Below are 19,681 nucleotides of genomic sequence, written 5' to 3' on the forward strand. Positions count from 1 at the left end.
GGGCGCCGGGGGGCCGATGGACCCCCGGCGCCCCCGTCTGTGCGGCCGCCGGCGCTCAGGGGCGCAGTGCGGCGACCAGCGCCAGCAGCACGAAGGCGATCACCACGGCGAGGCTGAGCTGGAACGCGCCCGGGTAGTCGGCGGGCGTGTGCAGGTGGCCGAAGAAGGTCGCGCCGACGGTGGCGATGCCGGCCGCGGAGCCGATCCGCTGGGCGGTCTGCAGGACTCCGCCCGCGCTGCCGGCCCGGGCGACGGGCACCTCGTTGAGGGTGAGGGCCTGGTTCGGGGAGACCACCAGGCCGCTGCCGAGGCCCGCCAGCAGGAGGGGCAGTGCGGTGGCCCAGCCGACGAACGGCCCGTTGAAGAGGTGGACGGCGAGCGCGGCGAGCGCCAGGCCGACGGCGACGGTGGACAGGCCGAAGGCGATCAGCCGCCGGCCGTAGCGAACCACGATCCGTCCGCCGATGGTGGAGGCGACCGCGGAGGCCAGCGCGAACGGGGTGATGGCGAGGCCCGCGTACAGGGCGCTGTAGCCGCGGCCGGACTGCAGGTACAGCGTGAAGACGAAGAAGACGGCGGTGAACCCGGCGAAGTACAGCAGCGACACCAGCGAGCCGGCGGTGAACGAGCGGGTGCGGAACAGCTCGGGGTGGACCAGCGGTTCGCGGCGGCGGGCGTAGCTGTGCTCCCACAGGGCGAACGCGGCGAGCACCACCACGGAGCCGGCCAGCAGCAGCCACTTGCGCGGGTCGTGCCACTGGGCCTGGACCAGCGGGAGCAGCAGCAGGACGGTGCCGGTGCCGAGCAGCAGCACGCCGACCGGGTCGAAGTCGCGGCGGGCGCAGGTGGCGGGGGTGGGGACGGGCAGCAGGCGGCGCGCGAACGGGAGGAGGACCAGGCCGATCGGGAGGTTGACGTAGAACACCCAGCGCCAGCCCTGTTCGGTGCCGAACGCGGCGATCAGCACGCCGCCGAGCAGCGGGCCGACGGCGGTGGAGAAGCCGATGGTGGTGCCGAGCAGGCCGAACGCGCGGGCGCGTTCGCCGCCACGGAAGAGCTGCTGGATGAAGCCGGAGACCTGCGGCACCAGCAGTCCGCCGGACATGCCCTGGAGCAGTCGGGCGATCACCAGCCAGTCCTCGTTCTGGGCGGCGCCGGCCAGGGCGCTGGTGGCGGTGAACAGGGCGAGGCCGGTGAGGAAGACGGGGCGGCGGCCGATCGCGTCGCCGAGCCGCCCCGCGGGGACCAGGACCAGGCCGAACGCCAGCGAGTAGCCGGACAGCACCCACTGGAGTCCGGCCTCCGACATGTGCAGGCCGGTGCGCACCGACGGCAGGGCGACGTTGACGATCGACACGTCCAGCAGCGTCATGAAGCCGGCGACCAGGCACACCGCGAGGGCCCGCCAGCGGCGCACCTCGGTGCTGGTGTCGCCGGCGGTGATGGGCTGCGCCATGCGTGGTGTCCTTCCGTCCGGCGTCCAGTCTGGGCGGCGCGGACGGTGGCGGGCGGGCGGCGCGCCGAGGTTGACGGCCGGTCGGCCGATGTCGGGTCAGGAGTCGGGCGGCAGGTCGAGGACGAGCTGTTGGGCGTCGGCGAAGGCGGGCGGGGCGGCGCCGAGGTCGGTGAGGGTGGTGACCACCACGGCGTCGACGCCGGTCAGCCAGTTGCTGGTCTTGGACTGGACGACCACGCGCTGGCTGTGTTCGGCGCCGTCGCAGAGCACCTGGGTGGGCGAGGTGCGGGTGGAGCCGAAGGCGACGGTGGCGGGGTCCTCCGGGTCGGTCTGCTCGACGGAGGTGTTGAGCGAGCGCGGGCCGTCGCCGGCGGCGCAGGCGTAGTCGAGGTCGACCCGGACCCGGCTCGGGACCTTCGGGTCGATGCTCACGCCGGTGATCGTGATGACCGTGGCGGTGTCCGAGGCGTCGGGGTCCTGGTCGGCGACGGCGGCGGGCGCGACGGCCAGGCCGAGGGCGAGGGAGGCGAGGACGGCGGGGAGGCGGAGTTGCACGGCGGGGCCTTCCGGTCGGAGGAGCGGTTTCTCCGACTCTCCGTCAGCCCCGCCGGGTGGGCGAGTGCTGTCCGCCGGGCGGGTGTCGTCCCGGCGCGCCTGCGCGGCGCGGGTCAGCCTGGCCGGTAGGGCAGTTCGATCTCCGCCCAGACCACCTTGCCGTTCTTGGTGGGGCGGGTGCCCCAGCGGTGGGCGAGTTCGCTGACCAGGTGGATGCCGCGGCCGCCCTCGTCCTCCTCGGCGGAGCTGCGCAGCCGGGGCGGCTGGCCGCCGGCGTCGGAGACCTCCAGGGTGAGGGTGCGGTCGCGGAACAGGCGCAGCCGGCGGGGGGCGTCGGCGTGCAGCAGGGCGTTGGTGACGAGTTCGCTGACCACGAGTTCGGCGTAGTCGGTGAGGGTGGACAGGCCCCACGTGTCGAGGGTGGCGCGGGTGAAGCGGCGGGCGCGGGAGGGCAGCGGGCCTTCGGTGGGGAGGACCAGGGTGGCGATCCGGTCGGCGGGCACGGGCAGCGCCCGGGCCATGATCATCGCGATGTCGTCCTCGGTGCCGTCGGTGACCAGCGCGGACAGCGCCGCGTCGCAGCTCTCCTCCAGGGTGCGGCCGGGGGTGGCGAGGGTGCGGGCGAGCAGGTCGATGCCTTCGTCGATGTCGCGGCCGCGGCGTTCGACCAGGCCGTCGGTGTAGAGCGCGAAGGTCGAGCCGGCGGGCAGCGTGAACTCGGTGGATTCGAACGCGCCGCCGCCGATGCCGAGCGGGACGCCGGGCGGCAGGTGCATCACGTGGGCGGTGCCGTCGGGGTCGACCCGCACCGGCGGGAGGTGGCCGGCGGAGGCGATCACCACGGTGCGGTCGACGGGGTCGTAGACGGCGCACACGCAGGTGGCGAACTGGCCGTCGCCGATCGCGGAGGCGGTCTCGTCGAGCCGGCCGAGGACCTGTTCGGGCGACAGGTCGAGGGTGGCGAGGGTGCGGGCGACGGTGCGCAGCTGGCCCATGGTGGCGGCGGCGCGGATGCCGTGGCCCATCACGTCGCCGACCACAAGGGCGACGCGTCCGCAGGACAGCGGCACCACGTCGAACCAGTCGCCGCCGACCTCGCTGACCACGCTGGAGGGCAGGTAGCGGTGGGCGATCTCCAGGCCGAGGGTGCGGTGGATCTCCTGCGGCAGCAGGCTGCGCTGGAGGGTGAGGGCGGTTTCGCGTTCGCGCCGGTAGAGCCGGGCGTTGTCGATGGCGAGGGCGGTGCGGGCGACGAGTTCCTCGGCGAGCGAGACGTCGGCGGCGGCGAACGGTTCGGGGTTGCGGGTGCGGATGAACTCGGCGCCGCCGAGCACCATGCCGCGGGCGATCACCGGCACCAGCAGGTAGGAGTGGATGCCGGCGGCGAGGCCGGGGGCGACCCGGTCCTCGCTGGGCACGATGGTGCGCAGCACGTCCTCGTCGACCTCGGGCCGGAACAGCGGGCGGCCGGAGCGCAGGCACTTGGTGTAGGTGCGGTCGGGGCCGTACTCGGCGGTGCCGCCGACCTGGTCGGCGGCGCCGGTCAGGCTGCTGCCGTAGGCCTCGCCGACGGCCAGCGCGCGGACCTGGACGACCTTGCCGGGCTGGATGGGGGCGGGTTCCTCGCCGCGCAGGACGGGTTCGAGCAGGTCGAGGGTGGCGAAGTCGGCGAACCGGGGGACGACCGCCTCGATCAGTTCCTCGGCGGTGCGCTGCAGGTCGAGGGTGGTGCCGATGCGGGCGCCGGCGGAGGCGAGCAGGGCCAGGCGTTCCTGGGCGCGGGCGGCGCGGGCCTCGGCCCGGAAGCGTTCGGTGACGTCGATGATCGAGGAGGAGACGCCGAGCACCCGGCCGGTGGAGTCCTCCAGCCGGAAGTAGGACGCCGACCAGGCCCGGTCGCGGTGCGGGTCGGCGGGGACGCGGCCGTGCGACCGGGCGTCTATGACGGGCTTTCCGGTGGCCAGCACCTGCCGCATGACGGCTTCGACCTCGGCGGCGTTGATGCCGGGCAGCACGGCGGTGATCCGCCGGCCGAGGTGCTGTTCGGCGGTGAGGCCGTTGATCCGGGCGAGCGCGCCGTTGAGGCGGACGAACCGCAGGTCGGTGTCGTAGACGGCGAGGCCGATCGGCGACTGGTTGAAGAAGCCGTCGAAGACCGCCAGGTCGGACTCCACCTCCTGCAGGGCGTGCGCGTCGGAGGCGGTGGCCAGCAGCAGGGTGCGGCCGTCGGGTTCGACGACCGGATAGGTGTGGAACTCCAGTTCGACGGTGGAGCCGTCCCGGCGGCGGACCGGGTGGGTGCCGGACCAGCCGCGGCCGGTCAGCAGCCTGCCGAACAGCTTCTCGCCGGCGTCCACCCCCTCGTCGGCGAGCAGCAGCCGGGCGGGGTGCGCGCCGAGGGCGTCGCGGGCCGACCAGCCGGTGAGGGCTTCGGCCTCCTCGCTCCAGTGCAGGATGCGGCCGTCGTCCTGGACCAGCGCGGTGGCCAGCGGGACCAGGCGGTGCCCGGCCAGGCGCGCGGAAGCGGCACCCGCCGCGTCGCGGCCGGGCGTCTGTTCGAACCCGTGCGTGCTCAGTTGGCCACCTGCCCGGTACCTTCCCCGGTTCTGCCGGTTGTTCCGGCTTCCACCAGACTGCATGGCCTGTCGCACGCCTGCGACCGGTGATCCTGCGGGCGACGTGACCGAAGGTGAGAGTCTCCTCGATCCGGGCCTTTCCGGGCAAGGGGAAGACGGTGATCTGCCGGTGGTCGCGGCCGGTCAGGGCGGGTTCGGGCCGGGTTCGGGGCGGATTTCCGGGCGGTTTCCGGGGCGGCTTCCGGGGTGCTCAGCCGGCCAGCGCGGCGTCCAGCAGACGCGACCACTGGCGGACGATGCCGGCCCGGCGCGGGCCGTCGTCGGTGAGCAGGTTCGCCAGGCCGAGGCCGCGGGCGAGGTCCAGCGTCGCCTGGACGGTCTCCCGGACGCCGGTGGCGCTCTCGTCGGCGCCCAGGCATTCGACGGCGGCCCGGTGCGCCTCGCGGCCGACGTGGTTCTCCAGGCTGACGATCCGTTCGCGCAGCGGCTGCTCGGTGGCGGCGGCCACCCACAGGTGCAGCGCGGCCCGGAACAGCGGGCCGGTGTAGAGGAGGACGATCATCTCGACCACCGCCTCGGTGCGCTCCGGGCCGGGCGGCGGCAGCTCCTTGACGTGCGCGAGGACGGCGGCCAGCCGCTCGGCGGCGACGTGTTCGACGGCGGCGGTGAACAGGTCCTCGCGGGTGCGGAAGTGGTGCTGGGCGGCGCCGCGGGTGACACCGGCCCGCTCGGCGACCACGGCGACGGTGGAGCCGTTCCAGCCGACGTCGGCCAGGCACTCCACCGCCGCCTCCAGCAGCCGGCGGCGGGTGGCCCGGCTGCGGTCCTGCTGGGGGGTGCGGGCGGCGGAGGTGCTGGTCGTCATCGGCGACTCCTGCTCGGCTGGGCGGTCTGCGCTCGTTGATCCTCGCAGAGCCTCAGGTGCGGGCGGCGCGGTCCCGCAGTTCGCGGCGGAGGATCTTGCCGGTGGAGGACTTCGGCACGGCGTCCAGGAACTCCACCTCGCGCACCTTCTTGTACGGGGCGACCCGGCGGGCCACGAACTCGATGACCTCCTGCTCGGCGAGTTCGCAGCCGAACGCGGGCACCACGTACGCCTTGGGGCGTTCGGTGCCGTCGGCGTCGGTGACGCCGATCACCGCGGCGTCGGCGATCGCCGGGTGGGTGAGCAGCAGGGCCTCCAGTTCGGCCGGCGCGACCTGGTAGCCCTTGTACTTGATGAGCTCCTTGACCCGGTCGACGACGTACAGGTAGCCGTCGCCGTCGACGTGGCCGACGTCGCCGGTGTGCAGCCAGCCGTCGGCGTCGACGGTGGCGGCGGTCTCGGAGTCCCGGCCGAAGTAGCCCTTCATCACCTGCGGGCCGCGGAACAGCAGTTCGCCGTCCTCGTCGGGCCCGAGGTCGCGGCGCGGCTCGTCGAAGGACAGCACCCGCAGTTCGGTGCCGGGGATCAGCCGGCCGACGGTGCCGACCGGCGGGTGGGGGTCGTGCGGCGGGACGATGTGGGTGGCCGGGGAGAGTTCGGTCATGCCGTAGGCCTGGAGCACGTGCGGCAGGCCGAGGCGGCGGGCGCAGGCGGCGGCGAGTTCGGCGTCCAGCGGGGCGGCGGCGCTGAGCACGTAGCGGACCGAGGACAGGTCGAAGCGGTCCACCAGCGGGTGCTTGGCGAGCGCGAGGGCGATCGGCGGCGCCACGTACACGGCTTCGATGCGGTGGTCCTGAATGGCCGTCAGGAACTGCTCCAGGTCGAAGCGGGGCAGCACGACGACGGTGGCGCGGGACCGCAGCGGGCGGTTGAGCAGCGCGGTCAGGCCGTAGATGTGGAAGAACGGGAGGACGGCGAGGATGCGTTCGCCCGGGGCGGTCTTCAGCATGGCGTCGAGCTGGGCGAGGTTGGTGGAGACCGAGCGGTGGGTGAGCATCACGCCCTTGGGCAGGCCGGTGGTGCCGCTGGAGTAGGGCAGCACGGCGAGGTCGGCGGCGGGGTCGAACTCGGGTGTCGGCTCGGGGCCGTCGCTGGCGGCCAGGTCGGTGAGCGAGCGGTGGCCGTCGGCCCGGTCGCAGACGAAGATCTCGACGACGGGGTGGGCGGCGGCGGCCTCCAGGGCGACGGGGAGGAACGCGGCGACGGTGATGATCCAGCGGGCCCCGGAGTCGCGCAGCTGGCCGGCAAGTTCGGTGGCGGTGGCGAGCGAGCTGACCGGGGTGACGGTGGCGCCGGTGCGGGTGGTGCCGTAGAACGCCAGCGGGTAGGCCACGGTGTTCGGGCTGAACAGCGCCACCACCTCGCCCTTGCCGATCCCCGCCGCGGCCAGCCCGGCGGCGACCCGGCGGCTGCCCCCGTCCAGTTCGCGGTAGCTGACGGTCCGTCCGGTCAGTGCGTCGATCAGGGCGGGCCGCTCGGCATGCTCGCCGGTGGCGCAGTCGCCGAGGACGGCGTCGTGGATGGGCCGGTCGAGCGGGGCGACGGTCGGGTAGTCGCTGTGGAACACCATGTGGGCCTCCGGGGCTGGCTCGGCGGTCGGGAGTGGTGGCGCGGTCCTGCTCGTCTGTGCTGGTGATGCGTGCCGCTGGCCAAGATTGCCGGGGCGGGGAGGGGCGCGGGCAGGGCGCGTGGCGGCTTACGGGGTCGCGCGGCGGTACTGGCGGTCGATCAGGTCGAGCAGGCGGGCGTGGGTGTCCGGGTCGGCGGCGGCCAGCAGGCCGCCCTCGCCGCTGTGCAGGGGCTTGCCGCGCAGGTCGGTGACGGTGCAGCCGGCCGCCTCGCACAGGGCCAGGCCCGCCGCGAAGTGCACGCTGTCGCCGAGGTGCCCGTCGGTGACGTAGGCGGCGCGCCGGCCGGCGGCGACCCAGGCGACGGCGAGCGTGCTGGAGACCACCCGGGGGCGGAACGCGGCCTCGAAGCCGGGGTCGGCGAGCAGCCGCGCGGCGCGGAAGGCCGCGGCGTTCGGGTACGGCGGGTCGAGGTTGACGTCGACCAGGGCGGAGTGCGCGGACGGGACCAGCGACCTGTCCTGCCCTCCCTGGCGGACGAAGGCCCGTTCGCCGTCGGTCCAGAACGTCTCCCCCGTGTACGGGTCGGCGGTGGCGGCGGCGACCGTGCGGCCGCGCTCGCGCAGGGCCACGTTGACGGCGACCAGGTGGGAGCCGACGGCGTAGTTGAGCGTGCCGCAGAGCGGGTCGATCAGCCAGCGGCGGTCGGCGTCGACCGCGCCGATGCGGCCGCTCTCCTCGGCGGTGAACGCGTCCCCGGGGTGGGCGGCGCGCAGCAGGTCGAGGATGGCGGCCTCGGCGGCCAGGTCGGCGGCGGTGGCGAAGTCACCGCCGCCCTTGTCGTGCCGCTCGGCGGTGGCCCAGGCGTGGGCACGGACGGCCTCGGCGCCGGCCTCGGCGGCGCGCCGGGCGAGTTCGACGTCGGGGCGGTGGTCTCCGGTGTGCTTGATCGTCATGGCGCGAGCGTAGCCTCCGGCCCCGGTGCGAGCCGATGGTCCGTCAATACGGCTCGCACCGGCGCGTCCTGTTCGGGCGTCAGTAGGAGCGGGGCAGGCCCAGGGTGTGCTGGGCGACGTAGTTGAGGATCATCTCCCGGCTGACCGGGGCGACCCGGCCGACCCGGGTGGCGGTGATCAGCGCGGCGAGTCCGTACTCCTGGGTGAGGCCGTTGCCGCCGAGGGTCTGGACGGCCTGGTCGACGGCGCGGCAGGAGGCTTCGCCGGCCGCGTACTTGGCCATGTTGGCGGCCTCGCCGGCGGCCAGGTCGTCGCCGGCGTCGTAGAGGTGGGCGGCCTTCTGGGTCATCAGGCGGGCGAGTTCGACCTCGATGGCGCACTGGGCGAGCGGGTGGGCGATGCCCTGGTGGGCGCCGATCGGCTGGTCCCAGACGGTGCGGGTGCGGGCGTAGCCGACGGCGGTGTCGAGGGCGTACCGGGCGATGCCGAGGGTGAAGGCGGCGGTCATGATCCGCTCGGGGTTGAGTCCGGCGAACAGTTGCAGCAGGCCGGCGTCCTCGTCGCCGACCAGGGCGTCGGCGGGCAGCCGGACGTCGTCCAGGAAGACCTGGAACTGCCGTTCGGGGGCGGTGAGTTCCATCGGGATGGGCCGGTAGTCGAAGCCGGGGGTGTCGTGCGGGACGACGAACAGGGCGGGCTTGAGCCTGCCGGTGCGCGCGTCCTCGGTGCGGCCGACGAACAGCACGGCGTCGGCGTGGTCGATGCCGGAGATGAACACCTTGCGGCCGCTGAGCAGCCAGTCCTCGCCGTCGCGGCGGGCGACGGTGCCGATCCGGTGCGAGTTGGAGCCGGCGTCGGGCTCGGTGATGCCGAACGCCATCACCTTGCTGCCGTCGGCGAGTCCGGGCAGCCAGCGCCGCTTCTGCTCCTCGGTGCCGAACCTGGCGATCACGGTGCCGCAGATCGCCGGTGACACGATCAGCATCAGCAGCGGGCAGCCGGACGCTCCCAACTCTTCGAGCACGATGGCGAGTTCGCTGATCCCGGCGCCTCCGCCGCCGTACTCGGCGGGCAGGTTGACGCCGAGGTAGCCCAACTTGGCGGCCTCCGACCAGAGTTCCTCGACGGGCTGGTTGGCGCGGGCCTTGCGCTGGAAGTACGCGCGGCCGTAGCGGCGGCCGAGCGCGGCGACGGCCTCGCGCAGGGCGCGGCGGTCCTCGGACTCGATCAGCGGGGAGGCGGGCAGCGAGGTGGTGCGCGGTGCGGACATCTGCGGGTCCTTCCGGGCGGAGGGTGGCGGCGTGCCGGGCCTTGGTGCGGGGTCGGTCTCAGGGGGCGGTGACGACGGCGAGCACGGCGCCGGTCTCGACCTGTTGGCCGACGGCGACGGGGAGTTCGGCGAGCAGGCCGTCGGCCGGGGCGGTCACCTGGTGCTCCATCTTCATCGCCTCCAGCCAGAGCAGCGGCTGTCCGGCGGTGACGGGCCGGCCGGGTTCGGCGGCGATCCGGACGACCGTGCCGGGCATCGGGGCGATCAGCGTTCCGGGGGCCAACTCGGCGGCCGGGTCCGGGAATCGGTCGAGGACGGTCAGGGTGTGGTGCTCGGTCGGGCCGTCCACGAACACCTGGTCGCCGTGCCGGGCGATCCGGTAGCGGCGGCGCAGCGGGCCGACCTCCAGGTCGACGGACTCCGGTGTGCTGCCGAGGAGTCGGACGTCGGGGTGGTCCTCGGCGAGCAGGCCGTCGCGGGTGAGGCGGTAGCGGACGTCGAGTTCGGCGCCGTCGGCGGTGCGGTAGCGCTTGTGCTGCGGCCGGGAGGGCAGGTTGCGCCAGCCGGACGGGGCGGTGCCGGGGTGGCCGGCGGCGTCGGCGAGGGCGGCGGCGAGGGCGGCGAGCGGCGCGGACTTGCCGTCCGGGTCGAGGAGTTGGTCGGCGTGTTCGACGAGGAAGGCGGTGTGCACGGCGCCGTCCAGGAAGGCCGGGTGGCGCAGCGCGCGGACCAGCAGGTCGCGGTTGGTGGCCGGGCCGTGCAGGCGGGTGCGGGCGAGGGCGTCGGCGAGGCGGCGGGCGGCGGCGCGGCGGGTGGGGGCCCGGGCGATCACCTTGGCGAGCATCGCGTCGTAGTGGACGGTGATCCGGTCGCCCGCTCCGACACCGGCGTCCAGGCGCAGGCCGGTTTCCGCCGGGTGGGTGGCGAACTCGACGTCCACGCCGGGGACTTCGAACAGGTGCACGGCGCCGGTGGCGGGCTGCCAGTCGCGGGCGGGGTCCTCGGCGTACAGCCGGGCCTCGATCGCGCAGCCGTCGGCGGGCGGCGGGGCGGCGGGGAGCTTCTCGCCCTCGGCGACGGCGAGTTGGAGGGCGACCAGGTCGAGCCCGGTGACGGCTTCGGTGACGGGGTGCTCGACCTGGAGGCGGGTGTTCATCTCCAGGAAGGCGAGCCGGCCGTCGGGGGCGAGCAGGAACTCGGCGGTTCCGGCGCCCCGGTAGCCGATGGCGCGGGCGGCGGCGACGGCGGCGCCGTGCAGGCGGGTGCGCAGGTCGGCGTCGAGTCCGGGCGCGGGGGCCTCCTCGATCACCTTCTGGTGGCGGCGCTGGAGCGAGCAGTCCCGGTCGCCGACGGCCCACACGGTGCCGTGCGCGTCGGCCAGCAGTTGCACCTCCAGGTGCCGGCCGGTGGGCAGGTACGGCTCGCAGAACACTTCGCCGTCGCCGAACGCGGCCGCCGCCTCGGCCCGGGCGGCGGCCAGCGCGTCCGGCAGTTCGGCGAGGGTGCGCACCACCCGCATCCCGCGTCCGCCGCCGCCGGCCGCGGCCTTGACCAGCAGCGGCAGGTCGGCCTCGCCGGGCGTCTGCGGCACTGTCAGCACGGGGACGCCGGCGGCGGCCATCAGCCGTTTGGCGGCGGTCTTGGAGCCCATGGCGGCGATCGCGGCGGGCGGCGGGCCGATCCACCGCAGTCCGGCGTCCTGCACGGCCCGCGCGAACTCCGCGCTCTCGGACAGGAATCCGTAGCCGGGGTGCACGGCGTCGGCGCCCGCGTCCAGCGCGGCCCGGATCAGCAGGTCGGCGCGCAGGTAGGTGTCGGCGGGCGCGGCGCCGGGCAGCCGGACGGCGGTGTCGGCCTCCTGGACGTGCCGGGCGCCGGCGTCCGGGTCGGCGTACACGGCGACGGTGGCGATGCCGAGGGTGCGGCAGGTGCGGAAGATCCGGCGGGCGATCTCGCCGCGGTTGGCCACCAGCAGGGAGATGATCATCCGTCAGTTCACTTTCCTCGATCGGTGGTTGGTGGTGGCTACATCCGGAAGACGCCGTAGCCGCAGGCGCCCTCGACCGGTCCGCTGTGGATCGCGGAGAGGCAGATGCCGAGCACGGTCCGGGTGTCGCGCGGGTCGATCACCCCGTCGTCGTAGAGCCGGCCGGACAGGAACGCGGGCAGCGACTCGGCCTCGATCTGCTGCTCGACCATGGCGCGGACGGCGGCGTCGGCGTCCTCGTCGTACGGTCGGCCCTTGGCGACGGCGGACTGGCGGGCCACGATCGAGAGCACGCCGGCCAGTTGCTGCGGTCCCATCACGGCGGACTTGGCGCTGGGCCAGGCGAACAGGAAGCGCGGGTCGTAGGCGCGGCCGCACATGCCGTAGTGGCCGGCGCCGTAGGAGGCGCCCATCAGCACCGAGATGTGCGGGACGGTGCTGTTCGACACCGCGTTGATCATCATCGCGCCGTGCTTGATGATGCCGCCCTGTTCGTAGTCCCGGCCGACCATGTAGCCGGTGGTGTTGTGCAGGAACAGCAGCGGCCGGTCGCGCCGGTTGGCGAGTTGGATGAACTGGGCGGCCTTCTGCGACTCCTGGCTGAACAGCACGCCCTGCGCGTTGGCCAGGACGCCGACCGGGTATCCGTGCACGGTGGCCCAGCCGGTGGCCAGGCTGCTGCCGTACAGCGGCTTGAACTCGTCGAAGTCGGAGCCGTCGGCGATCCGGGCGATCACCTCGCGCGGGTCGAACGGCGCCTTCAGGTCGCCGGGTACGACGCCCAGCAGCTCGTCCTCGTCGTACTTCGGCGGCTGGTACCAACGTGCCTGCTCCGGGCCGGACTTGCGCCAGTGCAGCCGGTGGACGACCCGGCGGGCCAGGCGCAGCGCGTCGGGTTCGTCGACGGCCAGGTGGTCGGCCAGGCCGGAGGTGCGGGCGTGCATCTCGGCTCCGCCGAGCGACTCGTCGTCGGCCTCCTCGCCGGTGGCCATCTTCACCAGCGGCGGTCCGCCGAGGAACACCTTGGCGCGTTCCTTGACCATGATCACGTGGTCGGACATGCCGGGCACGTACGCCCCGCCCGCCGTGGAGTTGCCGAACACCACGGCCACGGTGGGGATTCCGGCCGCCGAGAGCCTGGTCAGGTCGCGGAACAGCGCGCCGCCCGGGATGAAGATCTCCTTCTGGCTGGGCAGGTCCGCGCCGCCCGACTCCACCAGGTTGACCAGCGGCAGCCGGTTGCGCAGGGCGATCTCGTTGGCCCGCAGCGCCTTGCGCAGCGTCCAGGGGTTGGACGAACCGCCGCGCACGGTGGGGTCGTTGGCGGTGATCACGCACTCGGTGCCCTCGATCACGCCGATCCCGGTGACCAGCGACGCGCCGACCGGGTAGTCGCTGCCCCAGGCGGCCAGCGGGGACAGCTCCAGGAACGCCGAGTCCGGGTCGATCAGCAGCTCGATCCGCTCCCGGGCCAGCAGCTTGCCCCGACTGCGGTGCCGCTCCACATACTTGGGCCCGCCGCCGGCCAGCGCCTTGGCGTGCTCGGCGTCCAGCGCGGCGAGTTTCTCCAGCATGGCGGCGCGATTCTCGGTGTACGCGGGCCCGCTGGTGTCCAGCCGGGTGGGCAGTACGGTCACAGCAGTGCCTCCGGGATGTCGAGGTGCCGGGAGCGCAGCCACTCCCCCAGCGCTTTGGCCTGCGGGTCGAACCGGGCCTGAGCGGCGACGCCCTCGCCGAGCAGCCCGCGAATGACGAAGTTCACCGCGCGGAGGTTCGGCAGCAGGTGCCGCTCGATCTCCAACTCGGCTGCCTCCGGGAGCAGTTCACGGATCTTCTCGACGGTGAGGGCATGCGCGAGCCAGCGCCAGCCGGCCTCCCCGCGGGCCCACACGCCGAGGTTGGCGTCCCCGCCCTTGTCGCCGCTGCGGGCCCCGGCGACCAGGCCGAGCGGGGCGCGACGGGTCGGTCCGGATTCGGGCTCTGTCGGCAACTCCGGATGTCTCAAGGGAATTTGATCCACCGGCTGCCGCTCCGGCCGGACGGGGACGACGTCTCCGCCCGGCAGGTGGGCCAGCTGCTCGACCTGCTTCGCGTCCAACTCCCGCGCCTCGAACACCCCGTAGGGCGAGGCCGGGGCGGGCGGCGCGGTCAGGTGGAAGCCCGGGTAGCCGGCCAGGCCGAGTTCGACGGCGGCGGCCGTGAGGGCGCGGCCGACCTTCGCCTCCTGCGGGTCGCGGGCGGTGAGCCGGAGCAGGGCACTGGCCCGCTCCTCGGTGTCGGCGTCCGGGCGGTCGGTGCGGGCGAGCGTCCAGCGCAGCTCGGCCGGCGGGTCGGTCAGCGCGTGCGTCAACTGCCGTTGCAGATAAGCCGCTTTGGCCTCGATGTCGAGCCCGGTGAGGACGAACACCAGCTCGTTGCGGTAGCCGCCGAGCCGGTTCAGTCCGACCTTGAGGGTGGCGGGCGGGGCCTCGCCGCGCACCCCGCCGATCCGCACCCGGTCCAGGCCGTCCGCGGTGAGCGTCACGGTGTCCAGCCGGGCGGTGACGTCCGGCCCGAGGTAGCGCACCCCGCCGGTTTCGTACAGGAGTTGGGCGGTGACGGTCTCGACGGTCACCACTCCGCCGGTGCCCGGGTGCTTGGTGATCACGCTGCTGCCGTCGGCGTGCAGCTCGGCGAGCGGGAAGCCCGGGTGGTCGAGAGCCTCCCCGTGTTCGGCGAAGAACGCGTAGTTCCCGCCGGTGGCCTGCGCCCCGCACTCCAGCACGTGCCCCGCCACCACCGCGCCCGCCAGCGCGTCCAGGTCGTCGGGCGTCCACCCGTGGTGCGCGATCCCCGGCCCGACCACCAGCGCCGCATCGGTGACCCGCCCCGTCACCACCACGTCCGCGCCGCCCCGCAGGCACTCGGCGATGCCGAACGCCCCCAGGTAGGCGTTGGCGGCGAGCAGCGGGCGCCTCGGCTCCTCCCCCGTCCAGCCGAACTCCGCTGCGCGGGGCAGCAGTTCGTCCCCCGTGACATACCCGATCCGGGTGTGGACGCCCTGCCGCGCCGCGAGGTCGCCGAGCGCCTGCGCGAGCCGTTCCGGGTTGAGACCGCCTGCGTTGACGACGATCCGCACCCCGCGGTCCATCGCCTCCGCGAGACACTCCTCGGCCTGCCGCAGGAACGTCCGCGCGTAGCCCAGCTTCGGATCCCGCATCCGGTCCCGGGCCAGGATCAGCATCGTCAGCTCGGCCAGGTAGTCCCCCGTCAGCACGTCCAGCGGCCCGCCGGTCAGCATCTCCCGGAACGCGGCGAACCGGTCCCCGTAGAACCCCGAAGCATTGCCGATCCGCAACACCGGCACACCTCCCCAACTCCCGGTCGCCCGCCGGCCGTTCGCCTCATCCGGTCGCGACCGAGCGTGGCACCGCGCCGCCGACAAATCAAGCACGCGTGCTTGTTTTTCGGCCGCCGACCCGGAAACGGCCCCGCCGGCCCTGCGGATGGCGGTGATCGCCGCCGGTGGACGGCCACGGCGCCGTCCGATCGCTCCGCGTGGTCGCCGCCGGGCCCGGGGACGGCCCGACCTCGCCCTTGCCGAACAGCAGGATGCAGAGCCGTGATCACTCCTTCGCACCCAGCCGTGCCGGGCCAGGTCCGAGCCCCGGCAGCGCACGACCCCGCAGGCCCCCTCCACGTCACGAGCCACGGGTCGGAGATCCTCCGCACGGCCCTGCCCGCGATCGACCGGGCCGGCGCGACGCTGTGGCACCGGACGCTTCCCGGAACCGGACGCTCCCGATCGCGCACGTCGCCGCAGGGCGTGCTCCGGCTGGCGCGCCCCGGGGAGCAGGGCCCCGTCTCAGCCAGTGTCTGTTCGTCTCCGGACGGGGCCGATTCTCGTGCCGGAGAAGGGCTTTGCCGGTCGGCACCGGTTCGGCGTGACCGTGCCGGAGTTCGCCCTTGAGGTCGTCCGCCCCGGTGGAGGCGTTCGCCCGTTCTCGGCCCGGGCGTCGTCCCGCCCTCTCTTCCTGCCGTTGGGCCGCTGAGCGGGCAGGGCTCCGGGCCGTTCCGGGACGGCGGGGTGCTCCTGTCAAGCAGAACTGACATTTCGTCAGGGATCGGTGGGAAATCCGACGCTTCCTGCGCGATGTCCGGCATGCTGAGGCAGCCGGTCAAGTCGTCCCAAGGAGGACAAATCATGTCGAACATCCCTGCCGATCTGCGGTTCGCCGAGTCGCACGAGTGGGCGCGACAGGAGTCCGACGGGACGGTGACGGTCGGGATCAGCGATCACGCCCAGAAGTCGCTCGGCGACGTGGTGTTCGTGGAACTGCCGAAGGTCGGGCAGGTTCTCAAGGCAGGCAACGCGGCCGGCGTGGTGGAGTCGGTGAAGGCCGCCTCGGAGATCTACGCGCCGGTCGGCGGCACGGTGACCGCCGTGAACGAGGAGCTGGGCGAGGAGCCCGAGTTGGTCAACGAGGAGCCGTACGACGCCTGGATCTTCAAGCTCAAGCCGTCCGACAAGTCGGAGTTCAAGAAGCTGCTGGACGCCGCCGGGTACAAGGCGCTCATCGACGAGTGAGCTGTGCGGGTGCGGAACCTCCGCACGGGTTTCGCACCCGCCCTGCGATACATTCGTTCGGGTGACCACCAACGCCGCCTCCGCCCCCAACGTGCTCGACCACGACGCCGATTGGGCGCAGCAGGCCCTCGCCCTCACGGCCGAGCTCCGTTCGGCCCTCGCGCCGCTGCCCCTGCACGTCGAGCACATCGGCAGCACGGCGATCCCCGGGATGGCCGCGAAGCCGATCCTCGACGTGCAGATCACCGTCGCGGACCTGCACGAGGCCGAGCGTGCGTTCGACGGCCCGTTGGCCGACAGGGGTTTCCAGCGGTCGCCGTACCAGTACGACCATGTGCCGGCGGGCATCGACGACGACCGTGAGCGGTGGGCGAAGCGGCTCTGGCGGCGGCGCGGCCAGGAGGGCCCGGACTGCAACCTGCACGTGCGGCTGCTCGGGTCGCCGAACGAGCGGCTGGCGCTGCTCTTCCGCGACTGGTTCCGGGCCCACCCGGAGGCGGTGCCCGCGTACGGCCGGTTCAAGACCGTCCTCGCCGGCGTCGTCCACGACATCGACACCTACGCGGACGTCAAGGACCCGGTCGTCGATCTCGTCGTCACCGTCGCCGAAGCCTGGGCCGCCGCGACCGGTTGGGCGCCGCACGCCGGGGAGAGCTGACGGCGCAGCCCCGGATCAGTCGAGGCAGAACTCGTTGCCCTCGACGTCCTGCATGTTCTGGCAGGACTCGTTGTACTCGTCGGCGAGCAGGAGTTGGCCGCGGGTCGCGCCGAGGGCGATCAGGCGGACGGCTTCGGCTTCGAGGGCGGCCAGGCGCTCTTCGCCGACCAGCCCGGTACCGATCCGGATGTCGAGGTGGACACGGTTCTTCACGACCTTGCCCTCGGGAACGCGCTGGAAGTACATCCGCGAGCCGATGCCCTCGGGGTCGGCGGCGGTGAACCAGGAGCCGCGCTCCTCGGGCGGCTGCGACTCGGTGTACGCCTCCCAGGTGTCGAAGCCCGCCGGGGGCTGCGGCGGGACGTAACCGAGCGCCTCGCACCAGAAGCGGCCGACGCGCTCCGGGTCGGCGCAGTCGAAGGTGATCTGGAACTTCTTGACCGATGGCATCGCGCCACCGTAGCAGGGGTGGATCTTGCCTTCGAGTGGATTACGGCGCCGAACAGTTGACGGTCCGTCGGCCGAGGGCCGGGGTGCCGGCTCCTCGACCGAGCCGGGTGACGACGGATGACGACCTGCCCGACCTCGGCGTCCTGCCGGGACGGTCGCCGACCCTGTTGGTGCCGCTCCGCGGCCGGGGCAGGCGTGCCGTAGTAGCCCGGCCGCACCGGCGGGACCGGGTTGCCGCAGCAGCCCTGCGCTTCCCCCGGACCGTCGAGGTCCGCTGCGATCGAGGTGTGCTCGCGCCTGCGGCGCACCGGTTCGCGGGCCGGGGGGCCGGGGTCGTGAACACGTCCGGGCCCCGGCGGACGACTCGGCCTGTCGGGATCGAGGGATTGGGGCGGGCGGGCCGCTGTCCTCGGGCGTGTCGGCGCGATCGGGCACAATCCGGGTCATGGACCTGAGACCGGAGCTGCTGCCACCGCCTGTGAGCCGGGAACGGCTGGCCGAGTTGTGCCGCGAGATCGAGCGGATCGCCGACCTGGCGATGAAGCACCCCGAGGCCGTGGACGAGGCGGTCGCGGCTTTCAATGCGATGACCGGGCACGACTACGGAGCGCTCTGCTTCGCCGAGTACGACGGCAGCCGGAGCCTGGAGGACTTCGCCCGGGAAGCCGCCCGCCCCGCTCGCCCCCAGGTCTCCGACATCACCCGGGACGAGCTGGTCGAGGTCGTGCGCCGGCTGCTGGAGGACCCTCCGGACAGCGACAACAGCGACTACTACCTGCGGCTGCTGGAGGCCAACGTGTCGCACCCCCGGGTTTCCGACCTGCTGTTCCACCCGCCGGCCGAGCTTCGGAACGCCTCCGCGGAGCGGATCGTCGAGGCGGCGCTGCGGTACCGCCCGATCGCACTCTGAGCAACCGGCGCGCCAGCCACCGCAGATCACCGCGGTCGGCGCCGACTCGCCGCCAGGACGCTGCTGTCAGGACGGCGATGTCAGGCCGCTGTGCCATGCTCCGGCGCCATGGGAGTGCTGTTCGGCTATTTCGCCGCTGCTGATGACGACGACGCCCTGGGGGCGATCGTCCGGGACGACGACGAGCCTTTCGGGGCGGGGTACGACGGGACGGTGGTGAAGGGCATTGATCCGGTGGTGGTGCTCGGGCCCGCCGAGGAGTTGGTGACGGGACGGTCGGGTGCGGCGGTCCGGGCGGATCCGCGGTGCGGGGCGCTGGTCGGCATGGACGAGGACGGCGAGGCGGTGGTGCTGTCGCTGTCGGACGCGTTCCGGGACGCGCTGGCGCGGCAGGACGACGCCGCCCTGGGCGAGGTCGCGGAGCGGTGGGCAGCGGTCGACGGGGTGTTCGACGGCCCGGCCGACCCGGACGAACTCGCCGAGTTCCTGCGGGAGCTGGCCGGGATCGCCGCCCGGGCGGTGGCGCGGTGCGCGCGGCTGTACTGCTGGGTCTGCCCGTAGAAGCCGACAGACAGGCGGAGAGTAGGGTCGGTCGGATGACGGTCGATGTCGATGCGGTGTTGCGCGGTGCGGTCGCCCTGCCGGGCGGGCGGGACGTGGTGGACGGGTTCGGGTTCGAGGGTCGGGCGGGTTCGCGCCGGGCGCTGCTGCGGGACGGGGCGCGGCTGGCGGTGTTCGACCTGGACGCGGTGTTCGGCGGGCGGCCGGAGCCGTCCGCCACCTTTCCGCTGCCGTGGCCGGGTTGGACGGGCGGGGTGCACTCGGTGAGTCCGGACGGCTCGTTCGCGGTGTTCTCGGGGCAGCGCGCGGTGCGGGCCGTCAACGGCGACGGAACCACCCGATGGGAGTACCGGCACCCGTGCTGGGGGCCGGAGTTGGGGCATCCGCACAGCGGCGACGAGCAGGAGGTGTGTCGGGGTTCCGAGCACGGTTCCTGCTGGGTCTCGGACGACGGGCGGGTGGTGTGGGCGCACCTCCCGGGCACCTCGGACGCGGAGGATTTCGCGGAGGAGTGGGTGGTCCTGGATGCCGCCGACGGCCGCCTCCTGGCCCGCCAGGTCCTGGACTGCGTCGCGGCCGGCTCGCACCACCAGTCCCATCCGGGCACCGGCCACGTCGGGCTGTGCGTGGGCATGGGCCAGGACGGCATCGGCCTGTACTGGGCACGTTGGGACGGCGAGCAGCTGCGGGACGTCCGGCTGGAGGAGGAGGGCGACCGGATCCTGGCGGACGTCCACCCGGAACATTCCGCGTACCTGACGGTGCAGCACGACGGCTGGGACGTCCAACTGCACGCCGTGGACGGCACGTTGCTCGCCGAGGGTGCGCCGCCGGACGGCCCCGACGGCCTGCCCGCCTGGGACTGGCAGTGCGGCTTCGTCGACCCGGGCACCGTCCTGGTCTCCACCCTGGACTGCGCCGACGAGGACGGCGCCCACTGGCTGCTGGACGCCGCCACCCTGGTGCCGCGTCAGCGCGTCGCCTACCCGGACGGCCGCACCCCGGGGTACGCCTGCCCGCTCGGCGACGGCAGCTGGCTGACCTTCGACGACCGGTCCGGCCTGCTCCACCGCTGGTCGGCCGCGCCGACGAAGCCGAACGGCCAGCCCGCCGAGGCGGCGCGCCAGGACTGGAAGCCGACCGGGCGCCTGCCCACCGGCTGACCCCGGGACGGCGGCCCCGAGCACGCGGAACAGCCCGGGCGTTCGAAGCGGCCCGAGCATGCGGAGCGGCCGCCGGCGT

General features: G+C 73.8%; 16 protein-coding genes. 5 read left to right on the forward strand and 11 right to left on the reverse strand.

Going from position 1 to position 19,681, the window contains the following annotated elements; genetic code table 11:
* Nucleotides 1-55: 55 nt before the first annotated feature.
* The 10 genes from ACIQF6_RS18115 to ACIQF6_RS18160 all read right to left on the reverse strand — a co-directional run bounded on the left by ACIQF6_RS18115 (nucleotide 56) and on the right by ACIQF6_RS18160 (nucleotide 14,639).
* A complete protein-coding gene (locus tag ACIQF6_RS18115) occupies nucleotides 56-1,456 on the reverse strand; it encodes an MFS transporter (protein WP_400895935.1) in 1,401 nt (466 codons plus the stop codon).
* Between the two features lie 96 nt (nucleotides 1,457-1,552).
* Nucleotides 1,553-2,011, reverse strand: coding sequence for a hypothetical protein (locus ACIQF6_RS18120; protein WP_400895937.1), 459 nt, complete (start codon nucleotides 2,009-2,011; stop codon nucleotides 1,553-1,555).
* 113 nt (nucleotides 2,012-2,124) lie between these two features.
* The gene (locus ACIQF6_RS18125) at nucleotides 2,125-4,650 is read right to left on the reverse strand and encodes a SpoIIE family protein phosphatase (RefSeq protein ID WP_400895940.1); all 2,526 of its coding nucleotides are present in this window, start codon (nucleotides 4,648-4,650) and stop codon (nucleotides 2,125-2,127) included.
* Nucleotides 4,651-4,837: 187 nt separating this feature from the next.
* On the reverse strand, nucleotides 4,838-5,452 hold the full coding sequence (locus tag ACIQF6_RS18130; RefSeq protein WP_400895943.1) for a TetR/AcrR family transcriptional regulator: 615 nt from the start codon (nucleotides 5,450-5,452) through the stop codon (nucleotides 4,838-4,840).
* Nucleotides 5,453-5,504: 52 nt separating this feature from the next.
* Nucleotides 5,505-7,082 (reverse strand): AMP-binding protein, encoded by a 1,578-nt coding sequence (locus tag ACIQF6_RS18135; protein WP_400895946.1) that lies wholly within the window; start codon nucleotides 7,080-7,082, stop codon nucleotides 5,505-5,507.
* A 126-nt stretch (nucleotides 7,083-7,208) separates the two neighbouring features.
* Nucleotides 7,209-8,036, reverse strand: a complete 828-nt coding sequence (locus ACIQF6_RS18140) for an inositol monophosphatase family protein (RefSeq protein WP_400895948.1) — start codon at nucleotides 8,034-8,036, stop codon at nucleotides 7,209-7,211.
* A 79-nt stretch (nucleotides 8,037-8,115) separates the two neighbouring features.
* On the reverse strand, nucleotides 8,116-9,306 hold the full coding sequence (locus tag ACIQF6_RS18145) for an acyl-CoA dehydrogenase family protein (RefSeq protein ID WP_400895951.1): 1,191 nt from the start codon (nucleotides 9,304-9,306) through the stop codon (nucleotides 8,116-8,118).
* Nucleotides 9,307-9,364: 58 nt separating this feature from the next.
* Nucleotides 9,365-11,293, reverse strand: a complete 1,929-nt coding sequence (locus tag ACIQF6_RS18150) for an acetyl/propionyl/methylcrotonyl-CoA carboxylase subunit alpha (protein WP_400895954.1) — start codon at nucleotides 11,291-11,293, stop codon at nucleotides 9,365-9,367.
* A gap of 38 nt (nucleotides 11,294-11,331) precedes the next feature.
* Nucleotides 11,332-12,930: an acyl-CoA carboxylase subunit beta gene (locus tag ACIQF6_RS18155; RefSeq protein WP_400895957.1), complete on the reverse strand. Its 1,599-nt coding sequence runs from the start codon at nucleotides 12,928-12,930 to the stop codon at nucleotides 11,332-11,334.
* Nucleotides 12,927-14,639, reverse strand: a complete 1,713-nt coding sequence (locus ACIQF6_RS18160) for an acyclic terpene utilization AtuA family protein (RefSeq protein ID WP_400895960.1) — start codon at nucleotides 14,637-14,639, stop codon at nucleotides 12,927-12,929. The genes ACIQF6_RS18155 and ACIQF6_RS18160 overlap by 4 nt, the downstream gene beginning before the upstream one ends.
* 837 nt (nucleotides 14,640-15,476) lie before the next feature.
* Here ACIQF6_RS18160 and gcvH point away from each other — a divergent pair.
* Nucleotides 15,477-15,860, forward strand: a complete 384-nt coding sequence (gene gcvH, locus ACIQF6_RS18165) for a glycine cleavage system protein GcvH (RefSeq protein ID WP_400895962.1) — start codon at nucleotides 15,477-15,479, stop codon at nucleotides 15,858-15,860.
* A gap of 61 nt (nucleotides 15,861-15,921) precedes the next feature.
* Nucleotides 15,922-16,518 (forward strand): GrpB family protein, encoded by a 597-nt coding sequence (locus tag ACIQF6_RS18170; protein WP_400895965.1) that lies wholly within the window; start codon nucleotides 15,922-15,924, stop codon nucleotides 16,516-16,518.
* Nucleotides 16,519-16,533: 15 nt separating this feature from the next.
* Here ACIQF6_RS18170 and ACIQF6_RS18175 read toward each other — a convergent pair whose 3' ends face one another.
* The gene (locus ACIQF6_RS18175; protein ID WP_400895968.1) at nucleotides 16,534-16,968 is read right to left on the reverse strand and encodes a VOC family protein; all 435 of its coding nucleotides are present in this window, start codon (nucleotides 16,966-16,968) and stop codon (nucleotides 16,534-16,536) included.
* 445 nt (nucleotides 16,969-17,413) lie between these two features.
* Between ACIQF6_RS18175 and ACIQF6_RS18180 the strand changes: the two genes are divergently transcribed.
* The 3 genes from ACIQF6_RS18180 to ACIQF6_RS18190 all read left to right on the forward strand — a co-directional run bounded on the left by ACIQF6_RS18180 (nucleotide 17,414) and on the right by ACIQF6_RS18190 (nucleotide 19,602).
* Nucleotides 17,414-17,878, forward strand: a complete 465-nt coding sequence (locus ACIQF6_RS18180; RefSeq protein WP_400895971.1) for a bacteriocin immunity protein — start codon at nucleotides 17,414-17,416, stop codon at nucleotides 17,876-17,878.
* 108 nt (nucleotides 17,879-17,986) lie between these two features.
* Complete coding sequence (locus tag ACIQF6_RS18185; RefSeq protein WP_400895974.1) at nucleotides 17,987-18,439, forward strand: hypothetical protein; 453 nt, start codon at nucleotides 17,987-17,989, stop codon at nucleotides 18,437-18,439.
* Nucleotides 18,440-18,474: 35 nt separating this feature from the next.
* A complete protein-coding gene (locus ACIQF6_RS18190; protein ID WP_400895977.1) occupies nucleotides 18,475-19,602 on the forward strand; it encodes a hypothetical protein in 1,128 nt (375 codons plus the stop codon).
* Nucleotides 19,603-19,681: the final 79 nt, after the last annotated feature.

Origin of the sequence: Kitasatospora sp. NPDC092948, from assembly GCF_044754805.1 — a bacterium.
In the GTDB taxonomy this organism is placed as follows: Bacteria; Actinomycetota; Actinomycetes; order Streptomycetales; family Streptomycetaceae; genus Kitasatospora.